20 protein-coding genes, 3 tRNA genes and 1 pseudogene are annotated in these 24,019 nt (G+C 63.2%); 13 read left to right on the top strand and 11 right to left on the bottom strand.

Annotation, left to right across the window (positions count from 1 at the left end):
- Positions 1 to 122: 122 nt before the first annotated feature.
- From mscL to mfd, 4 genes are all read right to left on the bottom strand, one after another.
- Positions 123 to 569: a large conductance mechanosensitive channel protein MscL gene (gene mscL, locus HDG34_RS29380; protein ID WP_090804694.1), complete on the bottom strand. Its 447-nt coding sequence runs from the start codon at positions 567 to 569 to the stop codon at positions 123 to 125.
- 99 nt (positions 570 to 668) lie between these two features.
- Positions 669 to 1,703 (bottom strand): threonine/serine dehydratase, encoded by a 1,035-nt coding sequence (locus HDG34_RS29385; RefSeq protein ID WP_090804696.1) that lies wholly within the window; start codon positions 1,701 to 1,703, stop codon positions 669 to 671.
- A gap of 89 nt (positions 1,704 to 1,792) precedes the next feature.
- The gene (gene argE / locus HDG34_RS29390; protein WP_184065007.1) at positions 1,793 to 3,025 is read right to left on the bottom strand and encodes an acetylornithine deacetylase; all 1,233 of its coding nucleotides are present in this window, start codon (positions 3,023 to 3,025) and stop codon (positions 1,793 to 1,795) included.
- Between the two features lie 170 nt (positions 3,026 to 3,195).
- Positions 3,196 to 6,675 carry a transcription-repair coupling factor gene (mfd, locus tag HDG34_RS29395; RefSeq protein WP_184065010.1) on the bottom strand — a complete coding sequence of 1,160 codons (3,480 nt, stop codon included), beginning with the start codon at positions 6,673 to 6,675 and terminating at the stop codon, positions 3,196 to 3,198.
- 122 nt (positions 6,676 to 6,797) lie between these two features.
- On the opposite strand from mfd, the gene ispD reads away from it, so the two are divergent.
- Together ispD and ispF are read left to right on the top strand one after the other, a co-directional pair.
- On the top strand, positions 6,798 to 7,511 hold the full coding sequence (gene ispD / locus HDG34_RS29400; protein WP_184065011.1) for a 2-C-methyl-D-erythritol 4-phosphate cytidylyltransferase: 714 nt from the start codon (positions 6,798 to 6,800) through the stop codon (positions 7,509 to 7,511).
- Positions 7,512 to 7,593: 82 nt separating this feature from the next.
- On the top strand, positions 7,594 to 8,073 hold the full coding sequence (gene ispF, locus HDG34_RS29405) for a 2-C-methyl-D-erythritol 2,4-cyclodiphosphate synthase (protein WP_018432029.1): 480 nt from the start codon (positions 7,594 to 7,596) through the stop codon (positions 8,071 to 8,073).
- Between the two features lie 34 nt (positions 8,074 to 8,107).
- Here the strand turns inward: ispF and HDG34_RS29410 are convergent, their stop codons facing one another.
- The 3 genes from HDG34_RS29410 to ompR form a co-directional block, all read right to left on the bottom strand.
- Complete coding sequence (locus HDG34_RS29410; protein ID WP_184065014.1) at positions 8,108 to 8,656, bottom strand: peroxiredoxin; 549 nt, start codon at positions 8,654 to 8,656, stop codon at positions 8,108 to 8,110.
- Between the two features lie 76 nt (positions 8,657 to 8,732).
- Positions 8,733 to 10,082: an ATP-binding protein gene (locus HDG34_RS29415; RefSeq protein ID WP_090804732.1), complete on the bottom strand. Its 1,350-nt coding sequence runs from the start codon at positions 10,080 to 10,082 to the stop codon at positions 8,733 to 8,735.
- 43 nt (positions 10,083 to 10,125) lie between these two features.
- A complete protein-coding gene (gene ompR, locus HDG34_RS29420; RefSeq protein WP_006048917.1) occupies positions 10,126 to 10,860 on the bottom strand; it encodes a two-component system response regulator OmpR in 735 nt (244 codons plus the stop codon).
- A gap of 227 nt (positions 10,861 to 11,087) precedes the next feature.
- Between ompR and HDG34_RS29425 the strand changes: the two genes are divergently transcribed.
- The 3 genes and pseudogenes from HDG34_RS29425 to HDG34_RS29435 all read left to right on the top strand — a co-directional run bounded on the left by HDG34_RS29425 (position 11,088) and on the right by HDG34_RS29435 (position 12,819).
- Positions 11,088 to 11,414, top strand: coding sequence for a hypothetical protein (locus tag HDG34_RS29425; RefSeq protein WP_184065017.1), 327 nt, complete (start codon positions 11,088 to 11,090; stop codon positions 11,412 to 11,414).
- Between the two features lie 248 nt (positions 11,415 to 11,662).
- Positions 11,663 to 12,128, top strand: a pseudogene (locus HDG34_RS40255) (DUF1800 family protein); the annotation flags it as partial.
- Between the two features lie 19 nt (positions 12,129 to 12,147).
- Entirely contained in the window at positions 12,148 to 12,819 is a 672-nt protein-coding gene (locus HDG34_RS29435) for a DUF1501 domain-containing protein (protein ID WP_184065084.1), read from the top strand.
- 42 nt (positions 12,820 to 12,861) lie between these two features.
- On the opposite strand, the gene HDG34_RS29440 is transcribed toward HDG34_RS29435, so the two are convergent.
- Positions 12,862 to 13,698, bottom strand: coding sequence for a squalene/phytoene synthase family protein (locus tag HDG34_RS29440; protein WP_184065020.1), 837 nt, complete (start codon positions 13,696 to 13,698; stop codon positions 12,862 to 12,864).
- A 230-nt stretch (positions 13,699 to 13,928) separates the two neighbouring features.
- On the opposite strand from HDG34_RS29440, the gene HDG34_RS29445 reads away from it, so the two are divergent.
- Positions 13,929 to 14,015, top strand: a tRNA-Leu gene (locus tag HDG34_RS29445).
- Positions 14,016 to 14,135: 120 nt separating this feature from the next.
- Here the strand turns inward: HDG34_RS29445 and HDG34_RS29450 are convergent.
- From HDG34_RS29450 to HDG34_RS29460, 3 genes are all read right to left on the bottom strand, one after another.
- Complete coding sequence (locus HDG34_RS29450; protein WP_184065023.1) at positions 14,136 to 14,423, bottom strand: hypothetical protein; 288 nt, start codon at positions 14,421 to 14,423, stop codon at positions 14,136 to 14,138.
- A 119-nt stretch (positions 14,424 to 14,542) separates the two neighbouring features.
- Entirely contained in the window at positions 14,543 to 14,992 is a 450-nt protein-coding gene (locus HDG34_RS29455; RefSeq protein WP_184063596.1) for a MarR family winged helix-turn-helix transcriptional regulator, read from the bottom strand.
- Between the two features lie 63 nt (positions 14,993 to 15,055).
- A complete protein-coding gene (locus HDG34_RS29460; protein ID WP_184065026.1) occupies positions 15,056 to 16,201 on the bottom strand; it encodes a glycerate kinase in 1,146 nt (381 codons plus the stop codon).
- 556 nt (positions 16,202 to 16,757) lie between these two features.
- Here HDG34_RS29460 and tig point away from each other — a divergent pair.
- The 7 genes from tig (at position 16,758) to HDG34_RS29495 (ending at position 23,935) form a co-directional block, all read left to right on the top strand.
- On the top strand, positions 16,758 to 18,104 hold the full coding sequence (gene tig / locus HDG34_RS29465) for a trigger factor (RefSeq protein WP_184063592.1): 1,347 nt from the start codon (positions 16,758 to 16,760) through the stop codon (positions 18,102 to 18,104).
- Positions 18,105 to 18,298: 194 nt separating this feature from the next.
- Complete coding sequence (gene clpP / locus HDG34_RS29470) at positions 18,299 to 18,952, top strand: ATP-dependent Clp endopeptidase proteolytic subunit ClpP (RefSeq protein ID WP_013089401.1); 654 nt, start codon at positions 18,299 to 18,301, stop codon at positions 18,950 to 18,952.
- Positions 18,953 to 19,148: 196 nt separating this feature from the next.
- Positions 19,149 to 20,420 (top strand): ATP-dependent Clp protease ATP-binding subunit ClpX, encoded by a 1,272-nt coding sequence (gene clpX / locus HDG34_RS29475; protein WP_013089402.1) that lies wholly within the window; start codon positions 19,149 to 19,151, stop codon positions 20,418 to 20,420.
- 201 nt (positions 20,421 to 20,621) lie between these two features.
- On the top strand, positions 20,622 to 23,042 hold the full coding sequence (gene lon / locus HDG34_RS29480; RefSeq protein WP_018418078.1) for an endopeptidase La: 2,421 nt from the start codon (positions 20,622 to 20,624) through the stop codon (positions 23,040 to 23,042).
- A 319-nt stretch (positions 23,043 to 23,361) separates the two neighbouring features.
- Positions 23,362 to 23,634, top strand: a complete 273-nt coding sequence (locus HDG34_RS29485; protein WP_018418077.1) for an HU family DNA-binding protein — start codon at positions 23,362 to 23,364, stop codon at positions 23,632 to 23,634.
- A gap of 101 nt (positions 23,635 to 23,735) precedes the next feature.
- Positions 23,736 to 23,811, top strand: a tRNA-Val gene (locus HDG34_RS29490).
- Positions 23,812 to 23,858: 47 nt separating this feature from the next.
- Positions 23,859 to 23,935, top strand: a tRNA-Asp gene (locus tag HDG34_RS29495).
- Positions 23,936 to 24,019: the final 84 nt, after the last annotated feature.

Raw genomic sequence — 24,019 nt, forward strand, 5'->3', positions numbered from 1 at the left:
CTCGATAAAGCGCAGCGCGCTGAAGGCAGCGTGAAAACACAAAGGCCTGTTGCGACGCCGATCGCAACAGGCCTTTTGATTTCACTGGCTCAGGCCAGTGCAACCCGAGCTTGATTCGACGATTAACGCTGCTGGTTGTTCAGCGAATCGCGGATCTCGCGCAGCAGCAGCACGTCTTCCGGCGGCGGCGGCGGCTCCGCCGGCGCGGCTTGCGGCTCCTTGCGCAGTTTGTTGATGAACTTGACCATCAGAAAGATGATGAACGCGAGAATGATGAAGTTGATCGTCGCGGTAATGAACGAACCGTAACCGAACACCGCCACGCCACCCGTCTGCAGGTCTTTATACGATTCGGGGTTGCCTTTGTAAGTGGCCGGAATATGGCCCAGGCGAACGAACAGATTGGAGAAATCGAGGCCGCCGGTAGCGACCCCGACAACCGGCATGATCAGGTCTTTAACCACGGAATTGACAATGGTGGAAAACGCGCCGCCGATAATCACACCGACCGCCAGATCCATCACGTTGCCTTTGAGGGCAAATTCTTTAAATTCCTGGATCATGCTCATACCTACACCTCCCTGATGTGAATAGCCGAATCATACCAACCTGAAGCGGATAGGCTAGTGCTTTGGCCGCAAGGCAACAAGCGCATCTGCTGCGCGTCGCTAATGAGGAAACTGTGACTCGCTATGGCGCGCGCGCTCCAGATGCGCGGCAAAACTGACCGGGTCGATATTGGCGCCGCACAGCAGCACGCCCACGCGTTTGCCCTGCAACTGTTCGCGCAGCGGTCCGAGCAAGCCGGCCGTGGCGGCCGCGCAAGCCGGCTCGACCGCGAGCTTCAGCTGATTGAACAGGATCAGCATCGCCTCGCGCAACTGGTCGTCGGACACGGTGACGATCCGATCGACATGGCGGCGGCACAGTTCGTAGCTGTATTGCTCGGTATGCGGCGACATCAGCGAATCGGCGATGCTGTGCATGTGGCCCATTCTGACCGTATGGTTGGCGGCAAAACTCTTGCTCATCACGTCCGAGCCTTCGGGTTCGACGCCGTACACGTGCACGTTCGGATTCGCGAGCCGCAGCGCGGTGGAGACCCCGGCCGCGAGTCCGCCGCCGCCGATCGGCACGATCACCGCTTCGAGGTCGGGCGTTTGCGTGGCCCATTCGTAGCCGAGCGTCGCCGAGCCGAGCACCGTGCGATAGCCGTTGAACGGATGAACGAAATAGCGGCCTTCCTCGGCCTCGACGCGGCGCACCAGTTCGAACGCTTCGGCGAGATCTTCCGCATAGACGATGTCGGCGCCGTACTCGCGGCACAACGCGACGCGGGCCGGATTCGCCGCGCTGAACAGCACGACCTTGGCGCTGACGCCGAGCCGCATCGCCGCATAGGCGACCGCCACCGCGTGATTGCCGCCCGACACGCAGGTGACACCCGCGCTCTTTTGCGCGTCGTCGAGCGCGAGCAGGTTCGTGAAGGCGCCGCGTGCCTTGAAGCTGCCGCCCGCCTGCAGCAGCTCGAACTTGAAATTGACGACGGTGCCGCGCAGCGACGAGAAGTCGAGCCGGTCGAACACCGGCGTGCGCGCGACCCAGGGCGTCAACGCGAAGTGCTGCGCGGCGATGTCGTCGAGCGTGGGGATCGGCTCACCGTCGATCGTGTGATCCGTGTGCTGCGGCATGGCGCTGGACATGGCGGTCGCTCCGGAGTCGTCGATGTCGCTGAGGCCCGTGGCTCGGCGCGCAGGTTCACTGCGGCTGCGCGCCGCTGCAACGAAACGGGCTAAGCGGCCTCGACCGACATGCTGTGGATGAACTTGCGCAAGAAGCGCTCGCACGCGACGAGCTGCGCGAGCTCGACGAATTCGTTCGCCTTATGCGCCTGCTGGATGTCGCCGGGGCCGCAGACGATGCTCGGAATCCCCGCGTTCGAAAACAGGCCGGCCTCGGTGCCGTATGCGACCTTGCGCTTGTCCTGGTCGGCCGTCAGTGCGCGTACGAGCTGCGTGATCGCGGCCTGTTCAGACGAATCGAGTCCGGGCGCTGCGGCGATCTTCGTGATCTCGATCGCGGCCGACGGATGCTCGCGCAGCATTTTCGGCAGCAGCGTTTCGCGCGCGTAGCTGTCGATGCGCGCGAAGATCTGCTCGGGATCGAGCGTCGGCAGATTGCGGAACTCGAACTGGAACTGGCATTCGGCCGGCACCGTGTTGATTGCGTTGCCGCCCGTGATCGTGCTGGTCTGCGCGGTGCTGAACGGCACGTCGTACAGTTCGTCGAAGGGGCCTTGCGCGCGGAACTGGTCGGCCATGTCGCGGATGTAGCAGATCAGGCGAGCCGCGTACTCGATCGCGTTCAAGCCCTTCGGCGTCAGCGACGAATGCGCGGCCTGGCCGCGTACGCAGCACTGATACGCGTTGATGCCCTTGTGCGCGATGATCGGGCGCATGCTGGTCGGCTCGCCGACGATGCAGCCGTCCGGCTTCACGCCGCGCTTCAGCAGATCGGCGATCAGAAGCGGCGCGCCCACGCAGCCCACTTCCTCGTCGAACGACAGCGCGAAGTGGATCGGCTTCGCGAGCTTCGTGCGCTGCATGTCCGGCACGAGCGCGAGCGCCGCGCCGATGAAGCCCTTCATGTCGCAGGTGCCGCGGCCATAGAGCTTGTCACCGCGAATCTCCGGCTTGAACGGATCGCTGTCCCATTGCTGGCCGTCCACCGGCACGACATCGGTGTGGCCCGACAGCACGACGCCGCCGTTCGTTTCGCCGTCGTGCGCGGGAATGGTCGCGAACAGGTTCGCCCATTTGCCGCCCTTGCCGTGCGTCAGCGTCGCGTCGATACCGACCGCGCGCAGTTCGTCGCGCACGGTTTCGATCAGGCCGAGGTTTGGATTGCGGCTCACCGTGTCCATCGACACGAGACGGGTGACCCAGGGCAGAGATATCGGAGAAGCGGGGGACGTGGAGGAGGCGGACGACTGCAACGATTGCGCTGTTTCAGCGACGTGAGACATGACATGACTCCAGCGTTTTGTGTCTATCGATCATATCCCAAATTGCAGTTTCGTCAGGATGTCCAAAAAGCCGGGCTCGCGTTGGCGCAGCGCAGCATCGATGCAAAAAACGGGGGACGTCCCCCCGTTTTTTGCGGTTTTCACGAGCCTGTGCGCGCAGCGTGCCGCGCTCAGCGAGCAGGCGCCGCCGCCGTGCCGCGGCTCGGCGAACCGAGCGCGCGCAAGGTCTCCTTGACGGTCGCGACGCGCACCGCGAGATCCGGGCTGCGCGTTTCGATACGCAGCTTGTCCTGACCCGCGAGCTTGATGTGCTTGTGCTTCTGCACCATCTCGATGATCCGCATCGCGTCGACGGGCGGATTGGGGATGAACTGCAGGCCGATCACCGCTTCACCGGCATCGATCTTCGAAATGCCGAGCGGCTTCGCGGCGAGCCGCAGTCGATGCGTCTCCACCAGCGCATGCGCCTGCGGCGGCAGCTTGCCGAAGCGGTCGATCAGTTCTTCCTGGATGCCGTCGATCGAATCGTTGTGTTCGCAGTTCGCGAGGCGCTTGTACAGCGACAGACGTTCCTGCACGTCGCCGCAATAGTCCGACGGCAGGATCGCCGGCGAATGCAGGTTGATCTCGGTGGTCGCGGCGAGCGGCGCGGTGAGGTCTGGCTCCTTGCCGTTCTTGAGCGCCCTCACTGCGTCGTTGAGCATGTCGGTATAAAGCTGGAAGCCGATCTCGTGAATCTCGCCCGACTGCTTGTCACCGAGCACCTCGCCGGTGCCGCGAATTTCGAGGTCGTGCATCGCGAGATAGAAGCCCGAGCCGAGTTCCTCCATCTGCTGGATCGCTTCGAGCCGCCGTTGCGCCTGCTTGGTGAGCCCCTGCGGATCGTGCACGAGCAGATACGAGTACGCCTGGTGATGCGAGCGGCCGACCCGGCCACGCAGCTGATGCAATTGCGCGAGGCCGAACTTGTCGGAGCGGTGGATCAGGATCGTGTTCGCGCTCGGCACGTCGATGCCGGTTTCGATGATCGTCGTGCACAGCAGCACGTTCGCGCGTTGCGCGACGAAGTCGCGCATCACCCGCTCCAGTTCCCGCTCGTGCATCTGTCCATGCGCGACCGCGATGCGCGCTTCGGGCACCAGCTCTTCGAGCATCTGCCGGCGATTCTGGATCGTCTCGACTTCGTTGTGCAGGAAGTAGACCTGGCCGCCGCGCTTCAACTCGCGCAGCATTGCTTCGCGAATCACGCTGTCTTCCTCGCGCCGCACGAAGGTCTTGATCGCGAGGCGCTTTTGCGGCGCCGTTGCGATCACCGAAAAATCGCGCAGGCCTTCGAGTGCCATACCGAGCGTACGGGGAATCGGCGTCGCGGTCAGCGTCAGCACGTCGACTTCCGCGCGCAGCGCTTTCAGCGCCTCCTTCTGACGCACGCCGAAGCGATGCTCCTCGTCGATGATCACGAGTCCGAGCCGCTTGAACTGCACATCGGACGACAGCAGCTTGTGCGTGCCGATCACGATGTCGACCGTGCCTTCGTTGATCTGCCGGATCGCCGCGTTGGCTTCTTTGGTCGACTTGAAGCGCGACAGCTCGGCGATGCGCACCGGCCAGTCGGAGAAGCGGTCGCTGAAGGTTTGCGTGTGCTGCTCGGCGAGCAGCGTGGTCGGCGACAGCAGCGCGACCTGCTTGCCGCCCATTACCGCGATGAACGCCGCGCGCAATGCCACCTCGGTCTTGCCGAAGCCGACGTCGCCGCATACGAGCCGGTCCATCGGCTTGCCGCTCGTCATGTCGCCGATCACGGCCGCGATCGCGGCGGCCTGGTCCGGCGTTTCCTCGAAACCGAAGCTCTCGGCGAACTTCACGTAGTCCTTCGGTTCGAGCGCGAACGCGTGGCCCTCGCGGGCGGCACGGCGGGCGTACAGGTTGAGCAGCTCGGCGGCGGTGTCGCGGATCTGCTGCGCGGCCTTGCGCTTGGCCTTTTCCCACTGGCCCGAGCCGAGCGAATGCAGCGGCGCGCTTTCCGGGTCGGCGCCGCTATAGCGCGAGATCACGTGCAATTGCGCGACCGGCACGTAGAGCTTGCTGTCACCCGCGTATTCGAGATGCAGGAACTCGGTTTCGCCTTCGCCGAGATCCATCGTCACGAGACCCATGTAGCGGCCGATACCGTGCTGCGAATGCACGACCGGGTCGCCGAGCTTCAGCTCGGACAGATCGCGCACCATCGAATCGACGTTGCTCGCCTGTTCCTGGCGGCGGCGTCCCGCGCGGCGCGCGAGCGGCCCGTACAGCTCGGTTTCGGTGATGATCGCGATGCCGTCGCCCGGCAGCGCGAAGCCGTTCGCGAGCGGCGCGACGCCGAGCGAGAAACGCGCGTCGCTCTTGAGCCAGTCGGCGAAGCTGTCGGCCGAGGCGGGCTTCAGTTGGTTGTCGGCGAGCAGTTGCAGCAGCGTCTCGCGGCGGCCCGCCGATTCGGCGGCGAATAGCACCCGGTTCGGCGTCGTGCTCAGATACGCGCGCAGCGCCGAGACGGGATCGTCGGCGTGACGATCGATCGCGAGGTTCGGCAGCGCGATCGACCAGGCGCCGTCGCCGTTGGTGGGCAGCACGAGCCGTGCGAACGGTTTCGCGAACGTGAAGAAATCCTCGTCCGACAGGAACAGCTTGTGCGGTTCGAGAATCGGCCGGTCGCGGTCGTGCGACAGGAAATTGAAGCGCTGCTTCGTGTCGTTGGTGAAGCGCCGGATCGCCGCGTCCAGATCGCCGACGAACGCGAGTTGCGAACCGTCGGGCAGGTAATGGAAGAGGGTGGCGGTCTCCTCGAAGAACAGCGGCAGATAGTATTCGATACCCGCCGACGGCACGCCGTTGCCGATGTCTTTATAGATCGACGCGCGGCTCGGATCGCCCTCGAAAGTCTCGCGCCAGCGGCTGCGGAATGCGGTGCGCGCGGCCTCGTCGAACGGGAATTCGCGGCCCGGCAGCAGGCGCACGTCCTTGACCGGATAGAGGCTGCGCTGCGTGTCGGGGTCGAACGCGCGGATCGAGTCGACCTGGTCGTCGAACAGGTCGATCCGATAGGGCAGCGGCGAGCCCATCGGGAACAGATCGAGCAGTGAGCCGCGCACGCAATATTCGCCGGGACGCACCACCTGGCTCACGTGCTCGTAGCCGGCGAGCGTCAGCTGCGCCTTCAGCTTCGCTTCGTCGAGCCGCTCGCCTTGCGAGAACGAGAACGTGTAGGCGGCCAGAAACGATGCAGGCGGCATCCGGTACAAGGCCGTCGTGGCCGGCACGAGCAGGATGTCGCAGCGGCCTTCGCCGAGGTCGTGCAGCGTCGCGAGACGCTCGGAGACGAGGTCCTGGTGCGGCGAAAACGTGTCGTAAGGCAGCGTCTCCCAGTCGGGCAGGAGGCGCACGCGCGCGTCCGGCGCGAAAAAGCCGATTTCCTGCGACAGCCGCTGCGCGTCGAGCGCGTTTTCGCAGACCACCGCAAGCAGCGGCATCTTCTCGCGATACGCGAGATGGTAGCGGGCGATCAGCAGCGCGTCGGACGAACCGCGCGTGCCGTCGAAGGCGAAACGCTGGCCGGCCTTGACGAGCGCGACGGGCGGGGTGGACTGCGAGGATGCGGCGATGTCTGGCATAAAGGAGAAAAAGGGGCGGCTCGGGGTTCACGCGACGGCCAAGTTTACGCGTGTACGGGCGTGGATGCGAAGGACGTATTATAAAATCCGTCCTTTACTTTGACCTGGCGGCATCCGCACTCGTGACTTCCCGTCTCTTTGCCCTGATCCCGTGCGCAGGCACCGGCAGCCGTTCCGGCGCCGCGATGCCCAAGCAATACCGCACTGTCGCCGGCCGCGACATGCTGTATTACTCGCTCGCCGCGTTCGACGCGTGCAGCGAATTCACGCAGACGCTCGTCGTCATCGCGCCCGACGACCAGCACTTCGACGCCCGCCGCTTCGGCAATCTGCGCTTCGCGGTGCGTCGCGTGGGCGGCGCGTCGCGCCAGGCGTCGGTGCTCAACGGTCTGCACGCGCTCGCCGAGTTCGGCGCCCACGACGCCGACTGGGTGCTCGTGCACGACGCGGCGCGGCCGGGCATCACGGCGGCGCTGATCCGTACGCTGATCGGTTCGCTCAAGGACGATGCGGTCGGCGGCATCATGGCGTTGCCGGTCGCCGATACCTTGAAGCGTATCGACAGCGCGTCGGCCGATGGCCGCATCGCCCAAACCGAAGCGCGTGACGGCTTGTGGCAGGCGCAGACGCCGCAGATGTTCCGCATCGGCATGCTGCGCGAGGCGATCCTGCGCGCCCAGGCCGACGGCCACGATCTGACCGACGAGGCGAGCGCGATCGAATGGTCGGGCCACGCGCCGAAGCTCGTGCAAGGCAGCCTGCGTAACTTCAAGGTCACTTATCCGGAAGATTTCGATCTGGCCGAGGCGATTCTGAGCCGCCCCGCCGGTTCGTGAAACCGCGCCTGGGCACATTGGAAAAATTTAGAAAGGCTTTAAAGAAGCTTTAAAAGCTTCAGCACTTGAGGACGTGACGCACATGGATTTCAGAATTGGGCAGGGCTACGACGTGCATGCGCTGGTGCCGGGGCGCGCGTTGATCATCGGCGGCGTAACGATTCCGTACGAGCGCGGGCTGCTCGGTCACTCGGACGCGGATGTGCTGCTGCACGCGATCACCGACGCGCTGTTTGGCGCGGCCGCGTTGGGCGATATCGGCCGCCACTTCTCCGATACCGACGCGAAGTTCGCCGGCGCCGACAGCCGCGTGCTGCTGCGCGAATGCGTGGCGCGCGTGAAGGCGGCCGGCTTTGCGATCGGCAACGTCGACAGCAGCGTGATCGCGCAGGCGCCGAAGCTCGCACCGCATATCGAAGGGATGCGCGCCAATATCGCGGCGGACCTCGGTCTGCCGATCGAGCGCGTGAACGTCAAGGCGAAGACGAACGAGAAGCTCGGTTATCTCGGCCGCGGCGAGGGCATCGAGGCGCAGGCCGCGGTGTTGTTGGTCAGGAGCTGAACGGGATTTTTGTTTGGGTGACGGGCGGTGCCGCTTACAGCGTCGCGCCGCCAATCGTCCGATTGCTCGGACACAGCTCGTCCGTTTGCAGGCCGTCGAGGATGCGCAGCACTTCTTCGGGATTACGGCCCACGTACAGATTGTTGACCGACACGTGCTGGATCGTGTTGTCCGGATCGACGATAAAGGTCGCGCGCAGCGCGACGCCCGCTTCCTTGTCGCGCACGCCGAGCTGGTCGATCAGCTCGCCTTTCACGTCGCCGAACGAGTAGTGGTTGAGCCTGTCGAGCTCCTGGTACTCGCGGCGCCATGCGAGCTTCACGTATTCATTGTCGACGCTGCCGCCGAGCAGCACGGCCTCGCGGTCCTCGAACTCCTTGACGAGCTTGCTGAATTCGACGATTTCCGTCGGGCAGACCAACGAAAAATCCTTCGGATAGAAGTAAATGATTTTCCATTTGCCTGGAAACGACTGCTCGGTGATGTATTCGAACGCCGAGACGCCGTGTTCTTCGTGATGGTTGAAGCCCGGCTTGGCGGCAATGACGGTGAACGCTTCGAGTTTATCGCCAACGGTTTTCATGCAAAGGCTCCTTCGGAAGTCGCAACAAGCGGCGTGTTTCGAATGGCGACGGCGCGCGGTGCCGCGCGTCGTCGGCTCACGCGCTTTTCGCGAGCGGAAACTCGATCGTCACTTCAAGCCCGGGTCCGGGCGAGCGGTTGCGCAGCCGTAGCGCGCCGCGATAACGGGCGACGAGCCGCTGCACGATCGCCATGCCGAGGCCCGTGCCGTTGGCCTGGGTGCGCGCCGAATTCACACGATAGAACGGCCGCGTGACGAGCGCGAGCTGGTCTTCGGGAATGCCGGGGCCTTCGTCGACCACCGAGAGTTCGACGCGCGAGTGGGACACGCGCGTTTCGAGAATGACGCGCGGCACACCGTCGCCGTCGCTGAGGCCATATTTGCGCGCGTTCTCGAGCAGATTGCCGACCACGCGACGCATGTCGGTTTCATCGGCCTCGATCACCGCCGACGGAGCGAGCCGCGTGATCAGCCGCATGCTGTCCTCGCTTTGCATGCGTGCGGCGAGTTCGCTCGCGATCACCGAGAGGTCCACCGGCTCCGGCACACGCTGAACGGGACGCGCGTAGTCGAGGAAGCGGCCGATGATCATGTCCATTTGCTCGATGTCGTCGACCATCGCGTCCTTGGTGGCCTGATCGGACGGGCTCATTTCGGTCTCGAGCCGCAGCCGTGCGAGCGGCGTGCGCAGATCGTGCGAGATGCCCGCGAGCATCAGCGCGCGGTCCGCCTCGAGCTGTTCGAGGTCGCGCACCATCTGGTTGAAGCTTCGATTGGTTTCGGCGGCCACACCCATGCCGCGCTCGGGTAGCGGCTCGGGCGATTGCCCCGAGCCGACCCGGCGCGCGGCCATCGCCAGACGCGCGAACGGCCGGTTCACCAGACTCGTGATGAACGCCGCGCCGAACAGCGACAGCGCGAGCGCGAACACGCCCCAGCCGGCCCATTGCAGGCCGGTGGCGTTGTCGAGCTGATCGCGGTCGAGCGCGACCCAGTAATCGTCGTCGTCGATCTTGAAGCTGATCCATACGCCGTTGATATCGTTGACGCTCTGCGCGATTATGGTGTCGTCGCCGAGACGGCCGCGGATGTCGTGCTCGATCAGGCGATTCAACGATTCGTCGGGCTGGAGTTTGTATTTGTCGGTGGCTTCGCGCGGGTACACGCGCACCCCTTCGTTGCTCTCCAGATCCTGCAGCAACGCGCGCCGCAGGTCGGGATCGGAATAGAGGAGTGCGGTGCGCGTGAGCTTGACGATCGCGACGAGTTGCAGAGCCACGCGCTGCGCGCGCGGCTCACGCTCGATCACGCGAAAGCTCTGGAACCACGCGGCGAGACTGACTGCGATCAACAGCGCGATCAGCAGAAAGGTCCGCCAGAAAAGGCCGCCGAACGCGAGCGTCAGGAGGCGCCGGTCGATCCGCATGGGCCCTTCTTATGTGACACAGAAACGAAAACGGAGCACAAACTCAGGCTGCACCGTCGGGGATGAAGACGTAGCCGAGGCCCCACACGGTCTGAATGAAGCGCGGGCTGCCCGGATCCGGCTCGATCAGCTTGCGCAGACGCGAGATCTGCACGTCGAGGCTGCGGTCGAAGACCTCGTATTCACGGCCGCGTGCGAGTTCCATCAGCTTTTCGCGCGACAGCGGCTGACGCGGATGACGCGCGAATACCTTCAGCACCGAGAACTCACCGGTGGTGAGCGGAATTTCCTGGCCGGCCTTGGTCAGCGTGCGGGTGGCGAGATTCAGCGCGAACTCGCCGAACTCGAAGACCTCGGTGGTCTCGGACGGAGCGCCGGGCAACTCGGACGGCGACTGGCGACGCAGCACCGCGTGAATGCGCGCGACCAGTTCGCGTGGATTGAACGGCTTGGGCAGATAGTCGTCGGCACCCATCTCGAGGCCGACGATGCGATCGACATCCTCACCCTTGGCCGTCAGCATGATGATCGGCGTGCGGTCGTTGCTGCCGCGCAGTCGCCGGCAGATCGACAGGCCGTCCTCACCGGGCAGCATCAGATCGAGCACCAGCAGATCGAAGCGCTCGCGCACCCAGAGCTTGTTCATTGACGGCGCATTTTCGGCGACGTAGACGTTGAAGCCTTGTTCGCCGAGGTAGCGGCGCAGAAGATCGCGCAGGCGTGGATCGTCGTCGACGACGAGGATTTTCGAAGGGTTTTTGGTTTCCATGGTCGGCATCTTAGCGCGATTAGAAAGTGGTGCGCGGTTACACCATTTCTGGGGTTACAGTCGGTTACAAAATTTACCCGCGGTGTGGCGCGACGTAAAGTATGCGCGTTTAGACTGCTTTACTGAATGCGGCTGTTCGGTGGATACTTCACTCGACAAAACTCTCGCACCCGGCTGTTACCGGGGTTTGTATACGCATCTGAGGTAGCCGGTTGCCGCGCCACGAAGGGAACAACATGAAGGGAGGGGTTTGGCCAAACGTGCGCCTGAGCGTGATTGCACTGGCGGTTGCCGGTACGCTGGCAGGCACACTGGGCCCGACGCTCGCTCATGCGCAGCCGTCCGCGGATAGAGCGGCGAGCGAGCATGCGCCCCGCTTGGGCAATGGCAGAACCAGCCGCCACAACCCGAGCATCGATCGCCCTGCCTCTGACGCGATGCTGCGCACCGCGGTTCCCCCCGATCTCGATCAACGTCGCCGCGACGGGCATATGACGCCCGAAGAGCGTCGGCTGTTGCGGCAGCACATCGAAGACGCCGTGCGCGAGTTGTACAAGCGTTAATCCCAGCGCGCGCATTGCCGCGTGAAAAATCCCGTTGCATCTTCAGCGTCCACTTTCTGATCCGCTGCTCCGTTGAGTCGCCAGCGCCGGCGCGCTTTTGTGCGCGTCTTGGTGCATACAGGCGCCTCGGCTCACGATGTCACGCTACTCACGAGCGCGCCGCGAAGCGATATCGCGACCTCCCGACTGTATTCGAGCCGATCCCAACGCGCGCCGAGCGCAACGCATGGACGCCGGATCAGCGTCACATCTCCGACACGCCGGACCCGGCACGCGTCGAGCCGATCGCCATGCAGTTTCGCGCGAGCGGTTATGACATCGAGGTGACGCTACGCGCGCTCTTTTCTCAGCGATGCGTTCTGGAGCGATGGCAATCGCGGGGTGCTGGTGAAGTCGCCGGTCGAGTTCGTGATCGGCGCGCTGCGCGCATTCGCTGTCGGCTACGACGACACGGCGCCGTTCGCCGCGCAGATACGCGCGCTCGGCGAGAACCTGTTCTATCCGCCGAACCTGTCGCATTTCCGTTCGATCGAGATCTGGGATACCGCGTCACGCTCCGACCGATATCTGCGCGACGGCTGGCTCACGCGCGCGTTCGCGATGAGGCCGGTGCCCATCGGTTTCGCGGCCGACAGCGTCGTGATCGGCAGCGCCGAAATCGGGCCGCTCGCAAACGGCGCGCGCGATCGCGCTGGTCAATCCCGCGCAGTTCGTCAGGGCCTCTCGACTCGCGATGTCAGTGTCCTTGCACGAGCGCAATCCCGCGCTCGCGCCTCTTCTCGACGTCGAAAACGACATCGTGAAACCGGCCGGTCGTCTGCGCGCGACGCAAGGGCAGCCTCAGTTGAAGACCGCGTTTGCGGGCGGCGCGTTCGGCAGTTCGATCAAAACGGCAATGCAGGTGCTGGCCGCTTCGGACACGCTGAAGATAGCTGGCGCCGGACGCGCGCCACAGGAGCAGCCGTTGAGCGGGCAGGGCGTGGCCGTGATCCGGCTAACGCTGAACGGTTTCGATACGCACCAGAACCAGCCGGGACAACAGGCCGAGTTGCTCAAACAGTTCGCGCAAGGGATGGTGGCGATGCAGGCCGCGCTCGTCGAGTTGGGCCGGTGGAACGATACGCTCGTGATGACGTGCGCGGAATTCGGGCGCCGTCCGCGCGAGAACCAGAGTAGCGGCACCGATCACGGCACGCTGGCGCCGCACTTCGTGACGGGCGGTCGCGTGCAGGGCGGTTTGTTTGGCGTGCCGCCGATGCTTGCGCGGCTCGATGGGAATGGCAACCTGCCGGTCGGCGTGGATTTTCGCCAGCTTTATGCGACGGTGCTCGGGCCCTGGTGGGGGTTGGACGCGCCTGCGATTCTGCAGCAGCGGTTCGAGCCGCTGCCGTTGCTGCGGGCGTGAGCGCTGGGCGCTGGGCGCGAATCGACGCGCCCGGCGCTCAGGCTACTTCGCGCGCCACGCGATCCATAGCTTGCGGATCGGCGTCAACGCGATGCGTTGATGCAGCACGTGATAACCGTCGTGCTCGATTTCATCGAGCAACGCCAACGCGAGCGCCGCGAGCGCGAGCAGCGTGCGCTGCGCGCGCCGCGCGCTGGCGGGCACCGCGGCGAGCGCGGTCTGCACCGCGTCGCGCGCGCGATTCGTTTCGAACCGCATCAGCTCGGTGAAAGCGTCGGTGTATTTGCGGTTGATCAGATCGGCGGCGGTGACGTTGTAGCGTTGCATCTCGTCGATCGGAACGTAGATGCGGCCGTGCCGGGCATCGTTGCCGGTTTCGGCGACGAACTGCGCGAGCATCAGCGCCTCGCCGAGCGGAGCGGCCCACGCCGACGCATGCGCGGCATCGTCGGCCGATCCGGTTGCAGCCGCGCGCGACACCAGCGAAGCAAAATTGCCACCGACACCATGCACATAGCGCCGCAGGTTCGGATAGTCGAGATAGCGTGCCTGGTCGAGATCCATCTCGAAGCCCGCGAGCAGTTCCTGCAGAGCCGGATATTCGGCCTGCGCGTCGGGCAGATAGGCCGCGAGTGCCTTGGACACCGGATGCGACGGCGAGCCCGCGGCCAGCGCGGCAATTTCTTTCTGCCACCACGCGAGCTTCGTGCGGCCGACCGCCGGATCGCTCGTCTCCTTGACCGTTTCCTCGAACTCGCGACGCAATGCGAAGAGCGCCGTCAACAGCGGCTGACTGGCGGCGCGCGCCTGGCGAAGCGCATAGTAGGTGCTCGATCCTGGGGGCGCCGCTTTCTGCTGGCAATAGTCGTCGAAATTCACGGGATGAGAGTGTGGGGAAGGACTGGCGAGAAGGGCGCCGACGTCCGTCGCGGCGCCCGTCTCGACGAGCCGAAAATTGTAGCATCGGCGTCGCGCGCGCAGATACCGCCGGGTGCAGACAAGCGCGAATCAATCGGTTAGAATCTCGCGCTTACGCTTTCGGGCACGTGTTCAGCGCGCTTGGGAGTGCACAGGACAATCGGGCGCGACGCATTGCGGCGTACCCGGCTGCGAGGGTGGCGAAATTGGTAGACGCACCAGGTTTAGGTCCTGACGCCCGCAAGGGTGTAGGGGTTCGAGTCCCCTCCCTCGCACCACTTATTGGTAGTCAAGAAAAACCCCGTCAAGTCTTTGGACCGACGGGGTTTTTTCTTTTTTGCGCGGTCTTCTGAAAGGCCTCAGTGTTGCTCCGCTGCCTTTCATCGCGACCGCGCGACTCAGGCACCCGGCGTTCCCGGCGCTTCCTGCGAGCCCGGCAATTCCGCTTGCGCGGCGCCTTCGAGGAAACGGCGCGTCGACTCGAACGCCTGCAGCATCTGGTCCGGCCATGGCGTTTGCAGCATCACCGCCTGATGATTTTCAAATGCCGACGACAGCAGTTTCGCCAGTTCCGGCGAACGAAGATGACGCAGTACGACGCTGACCGCGATCGCGCTCGCCTGGCTCGCGCCGGCGGTCTGGAGTTCCGACGCGGTGAGTGCCGCGACCTGTTTGTTGATGTCCACTGAAGCGTCCCTGGATGAAAAAGAGGGTAAAGGCGCGTTGGCCGAGGCTCAATTTTGACACGCGCCGCCCAATGCCGTGAAACGGCGCTTTTCAAACACGGCCGGTTCGCCGCGCGCTATCACTCCCGCGCGTTCATGGCACGGATCACCTTGTCGAGCGCCGCGCCGAACGCGGCCCTTTCCTCTTCGTCGAGGCACTCGAACATATCGCCGTTCCACTTGCGCGCGATCGGCATCACTTTGCGATACAGCGCGCGGCCTTCCTGCGTCAGCGAGACCAGCACGACGCGGCCGTCCGCGGCGCTCGCTTCGCGCTGCACGAGTCCCTGCCGGATCAGCGCTTCGGCCGCGCGACTCGCCTGGCTTTTGTCGAGATTGGCATGGCGTGCCAACTCCATGATCGAGAACGGTCCGAACGATCCCACCGTCGCAATCACCCGCGCTTCGGGCAGCGTCACGTCGAGCTTCGCCGCGTAGCGCGCGCTGATGCCGCGCTCGGCCAGTTTGTTCAGTACATGCAGACGATACGTGAGGAACTGCTCGAGCCCGGCTTTGGCGGAGTCCTTCATGGTCACCCCGTGATGAGTGGAACGGTCGTGGCGCTGTGATTGTTGCGGCAACCGTTTCGCGGGTCAACGCACGCCGTATTTCAGGCGCGTCAGCTGCTCGGCTTCGTTGGCGAGCAGGCGCGCCGCGTCGCGAATCGCGACGTCGAGCGTGATCGGCCCCGGCGCCGGAGAAAAGCAGCCGCCGAAGTATTCGGCAAGACGCGGCAGCGCGGCGGGGTCGATCGCGCCGGACAGCAGCGTGGCGGGCACGCCCGCGGCGCGCGCATGCGCGCAGACGATGAACGGCGCCTTGCCGTGCAGCGTCTGTACGTCGGAACGGCCTTCACCCGTGATCAGCCAGTTGGCGCCCGTGAGCGCGGCGTCGAGGCCGATTTGCCGCGCGACGGTTTCCGCGCCCGGCTCGAACTGCGCGCCGAGCATGTGCAATGCGAAGCCGAGGCCGCCCGCCGCGCCCGCGCCCGGCAGGTCACGCGCCGTGCGGCCGAGCGCGGCTTCGAGCAGATCGGCGAAGCGCGCGAGCGCCGCGTCGATCGGCGCGACCTGTTCTGGCTTCACGCCTTTTTGCGGACCGAAGATCGCGGTCGCGCCGTGCGCGCCGGTCAACGGATTGTCGACGTCCGACATGCCGACGAACTGCGTGTCGGCAAGCCGCGCGTCGAGCAGCGACGCATCGACCCGCGCCACGCGCGCAAGCTGCTCGGGTGTGCCTTCGAGTACGTTGCCTTGCGCGTCGAACAGTTGCAAGCCGAGGCCGGTCAGCAGGCCGGCGCCGCCGTCGTTCGTGCTGCTGCCGCCGAGCGCGACGAAAAAGCGCCGCACGCCGGCATCAAGCAGCGCGCGAATCGCTTCGCCCATGCCGCGCGTGCTGCGCGCCTCGACCGGCACGCCCATGCCGACGGGGTCCGTAATGCCGACGATTTCCGCCGTTTCGATGATGGCGCTGCCGTCTGTGAGCAGGCCCGTCAGCGCTGCGCGCGTCGGACCGGCCGCGCCGCGCACGCTAAGCGTGCGGCGCTCGCCGCCGCTCGTGAGCATTGCGTCGAGCGTGCCTTCGCCGCCGTCGGCCATCGGACAGATGCGCACGCTCGCGTCGGGGCGTGCGCGCTGGACGCCGGATGCGATCGCTTGCGCGACCTGTTCCGCGCTGAGCGAGCCTTTGAATGAATCGGGAGCGACGACGACGACAGGCGAGGACGACGAATTCGGCATGGTGTCTCTGAGAGGTTTGAGTCGTTGTAAGCGGTTGCCGGAGCGGATGAAGCGACCGGCTGCCGGTGACCGGCGGTGGCGGCCCGAGCGAGTGCGTTAGCTTATCAGCATGGGGGCGTCGGCTGAATATGTCGAAAGGCATAGGCGGGATCGCGGCCACGACGCGTCGGCCGCGAGCGGGTGCGAGCGTCCACGCGAACGTTCTGTTGCATGACGAAAGAGCGCCGAGGAACGCACGACGCTAACCGGAAAGCGATGCCAGCGGCAAATCGCGCTCGCTGTGTCAAAACTAACCGAAAATGGCCCTCAAAACGCCCGGAATGCAGGGAAAGCTCGATGCAATCATCGAATCCCGGCTAGGCGCGCAAATAGTTTGCTAAAATATTCGGCTCTTTGGACTCAACCGTGCTGCCGACGGCCTGCAAGCCCGCGGCGCAGGTGCGTGATCGATGCAATCGGCGCGATGCAATCGGCGCAAATCGATGCGAAGCGACATCGACGGGCAGCACGGAGAAGATAACTGATTCGCTCGAATAATTTTAGGACGATTGAAGCCATGGCTAACGTTGTTGAAAACCTCGGCAAGCTCGAACGCCGCGTGACGATTTCCCTGCCGAAGGATGCCGTGCAGAAGGAAGTGGATTCGCGTATCCGTCAACTCGCGAAGAACGTGCGCATGCCGGGTTTCCGCCCGGGCAAGGTGCCGCTCAAGATGGTGACGCAACAGTATTCGGGCCAGGTGGAAGCCGAAGTGCTGAGCGACAAGGTCGGCAAGGAATTTTTCGACATCAGCCGCACCGAAAACCTGCGTGTCGCGGGTCAGCCGAGCTTCGCGCCGAAGACCGACGCTGGTGAAGGCAGCTACGCGTTCGACGCGACCTTCGAAGTGTATCCGGAAGTGAAGCTGGGCGACGTCGCCACGGCTGAAATCGAGCGCACCATGACCAGCATCAGCGAAGCGGAAATCGACCGCACGCTGGACATCCTGCGCAAACAGCGCGTGCACTTCCACGCTCGCGGCGAGGCAGGCGAGCACGGCGACGGCGGCGCGGACACGGCCGCCAAAGACGGCGACCGCGTGACGGTCGACTTCGTCGGCAAGATCGACGGTGAAGCATTCCAGGGCGGTAGCGCCGAAGACTTCGGCTTCATCCTCGGCGAAGGCCGCATGCTGCCGGAATTCGAAAAAGCGGCGCTCGGCTTGAAGGTCGGCGAAGCGAAGGAATTCGACCTGAAGTTCCCGGACGACTACCACGGCAAGGAAGTGGCGGGCAAGACGGCGCAATTCACGATCACGATGAAGAAGATCGAATGGCCGCATTTGCCGGAAGTCGACGGCGAATTCGCGAAATCGCTCGGCATCGAAGACGGCGATCTGACCAAGATGCGCGCTGAAATCAAGGACAACCTCGAGCGCGAAGCGAAGCGCCGCACGCAAGCCATCGTCAAGAACCAGGTGATGGACGCACTGCTGAAAATCTCGGAGCTCGACGTCCCGAACGCGCTGATCGAGCAGGATCAGGAGCGCCTCGTCGCGATGGCTCGCCAGGATCTGGAACAGCGCGGCGTGCCGAACGCGAAGGACGCGCCGATCCCGGCCGCGATGTTCAAGGAGCAGGCCGAGCGCCGCGTCAAGCTGGGTCTCGTGCTGGCCGAACTGGTGAAGGCGAACGAACTGCAGGCGAAGCCGGAGCAGATCCGTGCCGAAGTCGATGAATTCGCGAAAAGCTACGAAGACCCGAAGGAAGTCGTCCGCTGGTATTATTCCAACCAGCAACGTCTTGCTGAAATGGAAGCGTATGTCGTTGAAGCCAACGTCGTCGACTTCGTCCTCAGCAAGGCCAAGGTGACGGACAAGGAAGTGAGCTTCGAGGAACTGGCAAGCGCAACGGCGCAAGCGTAAGCGTCGCTGCAACGGCGTGCCGGCTGTCGGAGCGACCGACGGCCGGCACGCCGTTTTTTTGTGCCATGAATCTGTGTGACGTACCGGATCCGGTCGTGCGGCCCACACGAAGACGGCACTTGAATACGGGCTCGTCGCACCAACCTGTGTCCAGCAGCTAATATTCAGAATATTTCCAGACAAGGATCCATTGCATGACCTTTCGCGCCCAAATGCTGGACACGTTGACCTCCCAGTCGTCCCGGGATCTCGAAGCGCAGGCACTCGGTCTGGTGCCGATCGTCGTGGAAACGAGCGGTCGGGGCGAGCGCTCCTATGATATTTATTCGCGTCTGCTGAAGGAACGCATCGTGTTCCTCGTGGGCGAAGTGAACGACCAGACGGCCAATTTGGTGGTTGCGCAGATGCTGTTTCTGGAAAGCGAGAATCCGGACAAGGACATCTACTTCTACATCAACAGTCCGGGCGGCTCCGTGTCTGCTGGTATGGCGATCTACGATACGATGCAGTTCATCAAGCCGGACGTCTCGACGCTGTGCATGGGGCTTGCGGCGAGCATGGGCGCGTTCCTGCTCGCGGCCGGTGCTAAGGGCAAGCGTTTCGCGCTGCCGAATTCGCGCGTGATGATTCATCAGCCGCTCGGCGGCGCGCGCGGCCAGGCATCGGACATTGAAATCCAGGCGCGTGAAATCCTGTACCTGAAGGATCGGCTGAATCATCTGCTCGCGCACCACACCGGTCAGCCGGTCGAACGTATCGCGCGTGACACCGACCGTGACAATTTCATGTCCGGCGATGACGCGCAGGCGTACGGCCTCGTCGACCAGGTGGCGCACAAGCGTCCCTGATCTGGTACGGTTTTGCCATGCTGTTTTGCCCACTGTTGCGGCAAAACCGTCATCGGGTCGGTTGTGAATGTTCAACTTCCGTCCGGGCGTCTGCGGCAAGCGCCGTTATCGTGCTCACTAGCCCTGCCGCGCCCAAACTGCGTGGCGGGGGCAAACGGCGTATTATCTAATCCGGTGTCCGGAGGCTCACACATCTATGGCGGACAAGAAAGGTTCTAACAGCGAAAAGCTGTTGTATTGCTCGTTTTGCGGCAAGAGCCAGCATGAGGTCAAGAAACTGATTGCTGGCCCGTCGGTATTCATCTGCGATGAATGTATCGATCTGTGCAACGAAATCATTCGTGACGAGGCTGCAGGCGCGGGCATCGAGGCCGGCTTGTCCAAGTCCGATCTGCCGACCCCGCAGGAAATCCGCGAAATTCTCGACCAGTACGTGATCGGTCAGGAGCGCGCGAAAAAGATCCTCGCGGTCGCGGTCTACAACCACTACAAGCGCCTCAAGCATCTCGACAAGAAGGATGAAATCGAGCTGTCCAAGAGCAACATCCTGCTGATCGGCCCGACCGGCTCCGGCAAGACGCTGCTTGCGCAGACGCTCGCGCGCCTTCTGAACGTGCCATTCGTGATTGCCGACGCGACCACGCTGACGGAAGCCGGCTATGTCGGCGAAGACGTCGAGAACATCATTCAGAAGCTGCTGCAGAATTGTAATTACGAGGTGGACAAGGCCCAGCGCGGCATCGTCTACATCGACGAAATCGACAAGATCAGTCGCAAGTCCGACAACCCGTCCATCACGCGCGACGTGTCGGGCGAGGGTGTGCAGCAGGCTCTGCTGAAGCTGGTCGAAGGCACGATGGCGTCGGTGCCGCCGCAAGGTGGCCGTAAGCATCCGAACCAGGACTTCATCCAGGTCGATACGACGAACATCCTGTTCATCTGCGGCGGTGCGTTCGACGGCCTCGAGAAGGTCATCGTCGATCGCACCGAGAAGACCGGCATCGGTTTCGGCGCGAGCGTGAAGAGCAAGCAGGACCGCGACGCCGGCGAAGTGCTGCGCGAAGTGGAGCCGGAAGATCTGATCAAATTCGGCCTGATTCCGGAGCTGATCGGCCGTCTGCCGGTGGTCGCCACGCTCGGCAAGCTCGACGAAGCGGCGCTGATGAAGATTCTCGTCGAACCGAAGAATGCGCTGGTCAAGCAGTATCACAAGCTGTTCAGCATGGAGCGCGTCGAGCTCGAAATCCGTCCGGCCGCGTTGCAGGCCGTGGCGCGCAAGGCGATCCGCCGCAAGACGGGCGCGCGGGGCCTGCGTTCGATTCTGGAACAGGCGTTGCTTGATGTCATGTACGACCTTCCGCAAATGAAAGGTGTCAGCAAGGTCATCATCGACGACAACGTTATCGACGGCGACGGCAAACCGCTGCTGATCTACGAAGACGCGCCGAAGGTCGCGGGTTCGAACTGATCGGCTTTCGAGTTCTGCAAAAAGGCCGTTCATGGCGACGTGAACGGCTTTTTCGTTTATCGTGTGGTCAGGCTGGTTGTTCTCAACTATGGAGTCACTGAACCTTCGGAGTCACTGAACTTTTCCCACACGCGGAGGCTTGCAATATTTTCTGCTGGCCTCACCTATCGAACGAACTGATTCCACTCATGGGGAAATGAAATGTCAGGAACCCAACTCCTCCCGCCGGAACGCATTACGCTGCCGCTGCTCCCGCTGCGCGACGTAGTCGTTTTCCCGCACATGGTGATTCCGCTCTTCGTAGGCCGCCCGAAGTCGATCAAGGCTCTCGAAGCAGCGATGGAAGGCGGCAAGCACATCATGCTCGTCGCCCAGAAGACGGCTGCGAAAGATGAGCCGACCGAAAAGGACATGTACGAAGTAGGGTGTATCGCCAACATCCTGCAGATGCTGAAGCTGCCCGACGGTACCGTGAAGGTGCTCGTCGAAGGCTTGCAGCGCGCGAAGACGCTTTCCATCGAAGAACAGGAAACGCAGTTCTCGTGCGAAGTCATGCCGCTCGAACCTGACCACGCCGACAGCGCTGAAACCGAAGCGCTGCGTCGCGCGATCGTGTCGCAGTTCGACCAGTATGTGAAGCTGAACAAGAAGATCCCGCCGGAGATCCTGACCTCGCTGTCGGGTATCGACGAGGCAGGGCGTCTCGCCGACACGATCGCGGCGCATTTGCCGCTCAAGCTCGACCAGAAGCAACACATCCTCGAGATGTTCCCGGTGATCGAGCGGCTCGAGCATCTGCTCGCGCAACTCGAAGCCGAGATCGACATCCTGCAGGTCGAAAAGCGTATCCGGGGGCGCGTGAAGCGTCAGATGGAGAAGAGTCAGCGCGAGTACTACCTGAACGAACAGGTCAAGGCGATCCAGAAGGAACTCGGCGAAGGCGAAGAAGGTGCGGATCTCGAAGAACTCGAGAAGCGCATCACGGCCGCCCGCATGCCGAAGGAAGCGAAGAAGAAGGCCGACGCCGAGCTGAAGAAGCTCAAGCTGATGTCGCCGATGTCGGCGGAAGCGACGGTCGTGCGCAACTACATCGACACGCTGATCGGCTTGCCGTGGCGCAAGAAGAGCAAGGTCAACAACGACCTGTCGAATGCGGAGCGCGTGCTCGACGAAGACCACTTCGGTCTCGAGAAAGTGAAGGAACGTATTCTCGAGTATCTCGCGGTCCAGCAACGTGTCGACAAGGTCAAGGCGCCGATCTTGTGCCTCGTGGGGCCTCCGGGCGTCGGTAAGACTTCGCTCGGTCAGTCGATCGCGCGCGCGACGAATCGCAAGTTCGTGCGCATGGCATTGGGCGGCGTGCGTGACGAAGCCGAGATTCGTGGCCACCGTCGCACGTACATCGGTTCGATGCCGGGCAAGATCCTGCAAAGCCTGACCAAGGTCGGCGTGCGCAATCCGCTCTTCCTGCTCGACGAAGTCGACAAGATGGGTCAGGATTTCCGCGGCGATCCGTCGTCGGCCCTGCTGGAAGTGCTCGATCCGGAACAGAACCACACGTTCGCCGACCACTACGTCGAAGTCGACTTCGATCTGTCGGACGTAATGTTCGTGGCGACGTCGAACTCGCTGAACATTCCGCCGCCGCTGCTCGACCGGATGGAAGTGATTCGTCTGTCCGGTTATACCGAAGACGAGAAGGTCAGCATCGCGCAGCGTTATCTGCTGCCGAAGCAGAAGAAGAACAACGGCCTCAAGGATGGCGAGGTCGATGTGACGGAAACTGCGATCCGCGACATCATTCGCTACTACACGCGCGAAGCGGGCGTTCGCTCGCTCGAGCGTGAAATTTCGAAGATCTGCCGCAAGGTCGTGAAGATGCTTCTGCTGAAGAAGGCGGAAGGCGCGGTGAAGGTCGACGGCAGCAACCTCGACACGTTCCTCGGCGTGCGCAAGTACGACTTCGGTCTGGCCGCGAAGGAAAATCAGGTGGGCCAGGTCACGGGTCTCGCGTGGACGGAAGTGGGCGGCGATCTGCTGACCATCGAAGCCGCGGTGATGCCGGGCAAGGGCAATGTGATCCGCACGGGTTCGCTCGGCGACGTGATGAAGGAATCCGTCGAAGCGGCGCGCTCGGTCGTGCGTTCGCGTTCGCGTCGTCTTGGCATCAAGGACGAAGCGTTCGAGAAGCAGGACATTCACATCCACGTGCCGGAAGGCGCAACGCCGAAAGATGGTCCTTCGGCTGGTATCGCGATGACGACCGCGCTGGTGTCGGTGTTGACCGGTATTCCGGTGCGCGCCGATGTCGCGATGACGGGCGAAATCACGCTGCGTGGCGAAGTTCTGCCGATCGGCGGCCTGAAGGAAAAGCTGCTGGCGGCGCATCGCGGTGGCATCAAGCTGGTGCTGATTCCGGAAGAAAACGTCAAGGACTTGACGGAGATTCCGGACAACGTGAAGAACGCGATCGAAATCGTGCCGGTCCGCTGGATCGACAAGGTGCTCGAACTTGCGCTCGAGCGTGTACCGCAGGCGTTACCGGAAGAAGAACCGAAGCCCTCGGCGCCGGTTGGGGCTGAGCCGGGCAAGGATGCAGCGACGGACGTCGTCAAGCACTAAGGTTCGATGCGCATCAGAATGCGCTGACGCCAAAGCATTCTGCAGCGGTGTCGTTCGCTGAAGCAGAAAACCCGCGGTCAAGAGCCGCGGGTTTTTTTTGCCCGCGCGGCTTCGTCGCCAGGCCGCATCGCCAGTCTTTCCGCTGCAACATACTGTGACAAAAGCGCCCCTCTAAAATAACGCCGATCAGGCTCAACCCCGGTTGACACAAGGGTTTCGGCCGCTTCTAATGAGGCGGCCTGGCGTTCGCGCCGGCCGCGTGGCGGGAGGTGCTGGAAAGCACTGTCACGATTGCCAATAAATATTCACGGGGGTTTGAATGAACAAGACGGAATTGATCGATCACATCGCACAGCAAGCCGACATTTCGAAGGCCGCGGCGGGCCGTGCGCTCGATGCAGTCATCGCGGGCGTCAAAAACACGTTGAAGAAGGGCGGATCTGTGACGTTGGTCGGCTTTGGCACGTTCGCGGTCGGCAAGCGCACCGCGCGCACCGGACGCAATCCGCGCACGGGCGCCGCGATCAAAATCAAGGCAGCAAAAGTTCCTAAATTTAGGCCTGGCAAAGCTCTGAAGGATGCGCTAAACTAGTGCGCTTGCTGCTTGAGGAATTGCTTAACCCGACTGCATGAACGATTCACTGGGAGGGCAGCGGCAAGGCAGAAAACACATCAAGCACTGAATCACGAAACGGGTGCTTAGCTCAGTTGGTAGAGCGGCGCCCTTACAAGGCGTAGGTCGGGAGTTCGAGCCTCTCAGCACCCACCAGTTTCAGATTCGGCTGCAGTGTTTCCAGTCGCAAAAGTGCAGTATAAGGAGTGGTAGTTCAGTCGGTTAGAATACCGGCCTGTCACGCCGGGGGTCGCGGGTTCGAGTCCCGTCCACTCCGCCAGTATCCACGAAAGGCGAACTCCGGTTCGCCTTTTTTGTTGCCCGCTGTTGTAAGATCGGGCGTTCTGTTTTTGGCACCCCTCAC

The organism is Paraburkholderia sp. HC6.4b (assembly GCF_014200875.1).
Lineage (GTDB): Bacteria > Pseudomonadota > Gammaproteobacteria > Burkholderiales > Burkholderiaceae > Paraburkholderia > Paraburkholderia tuberum.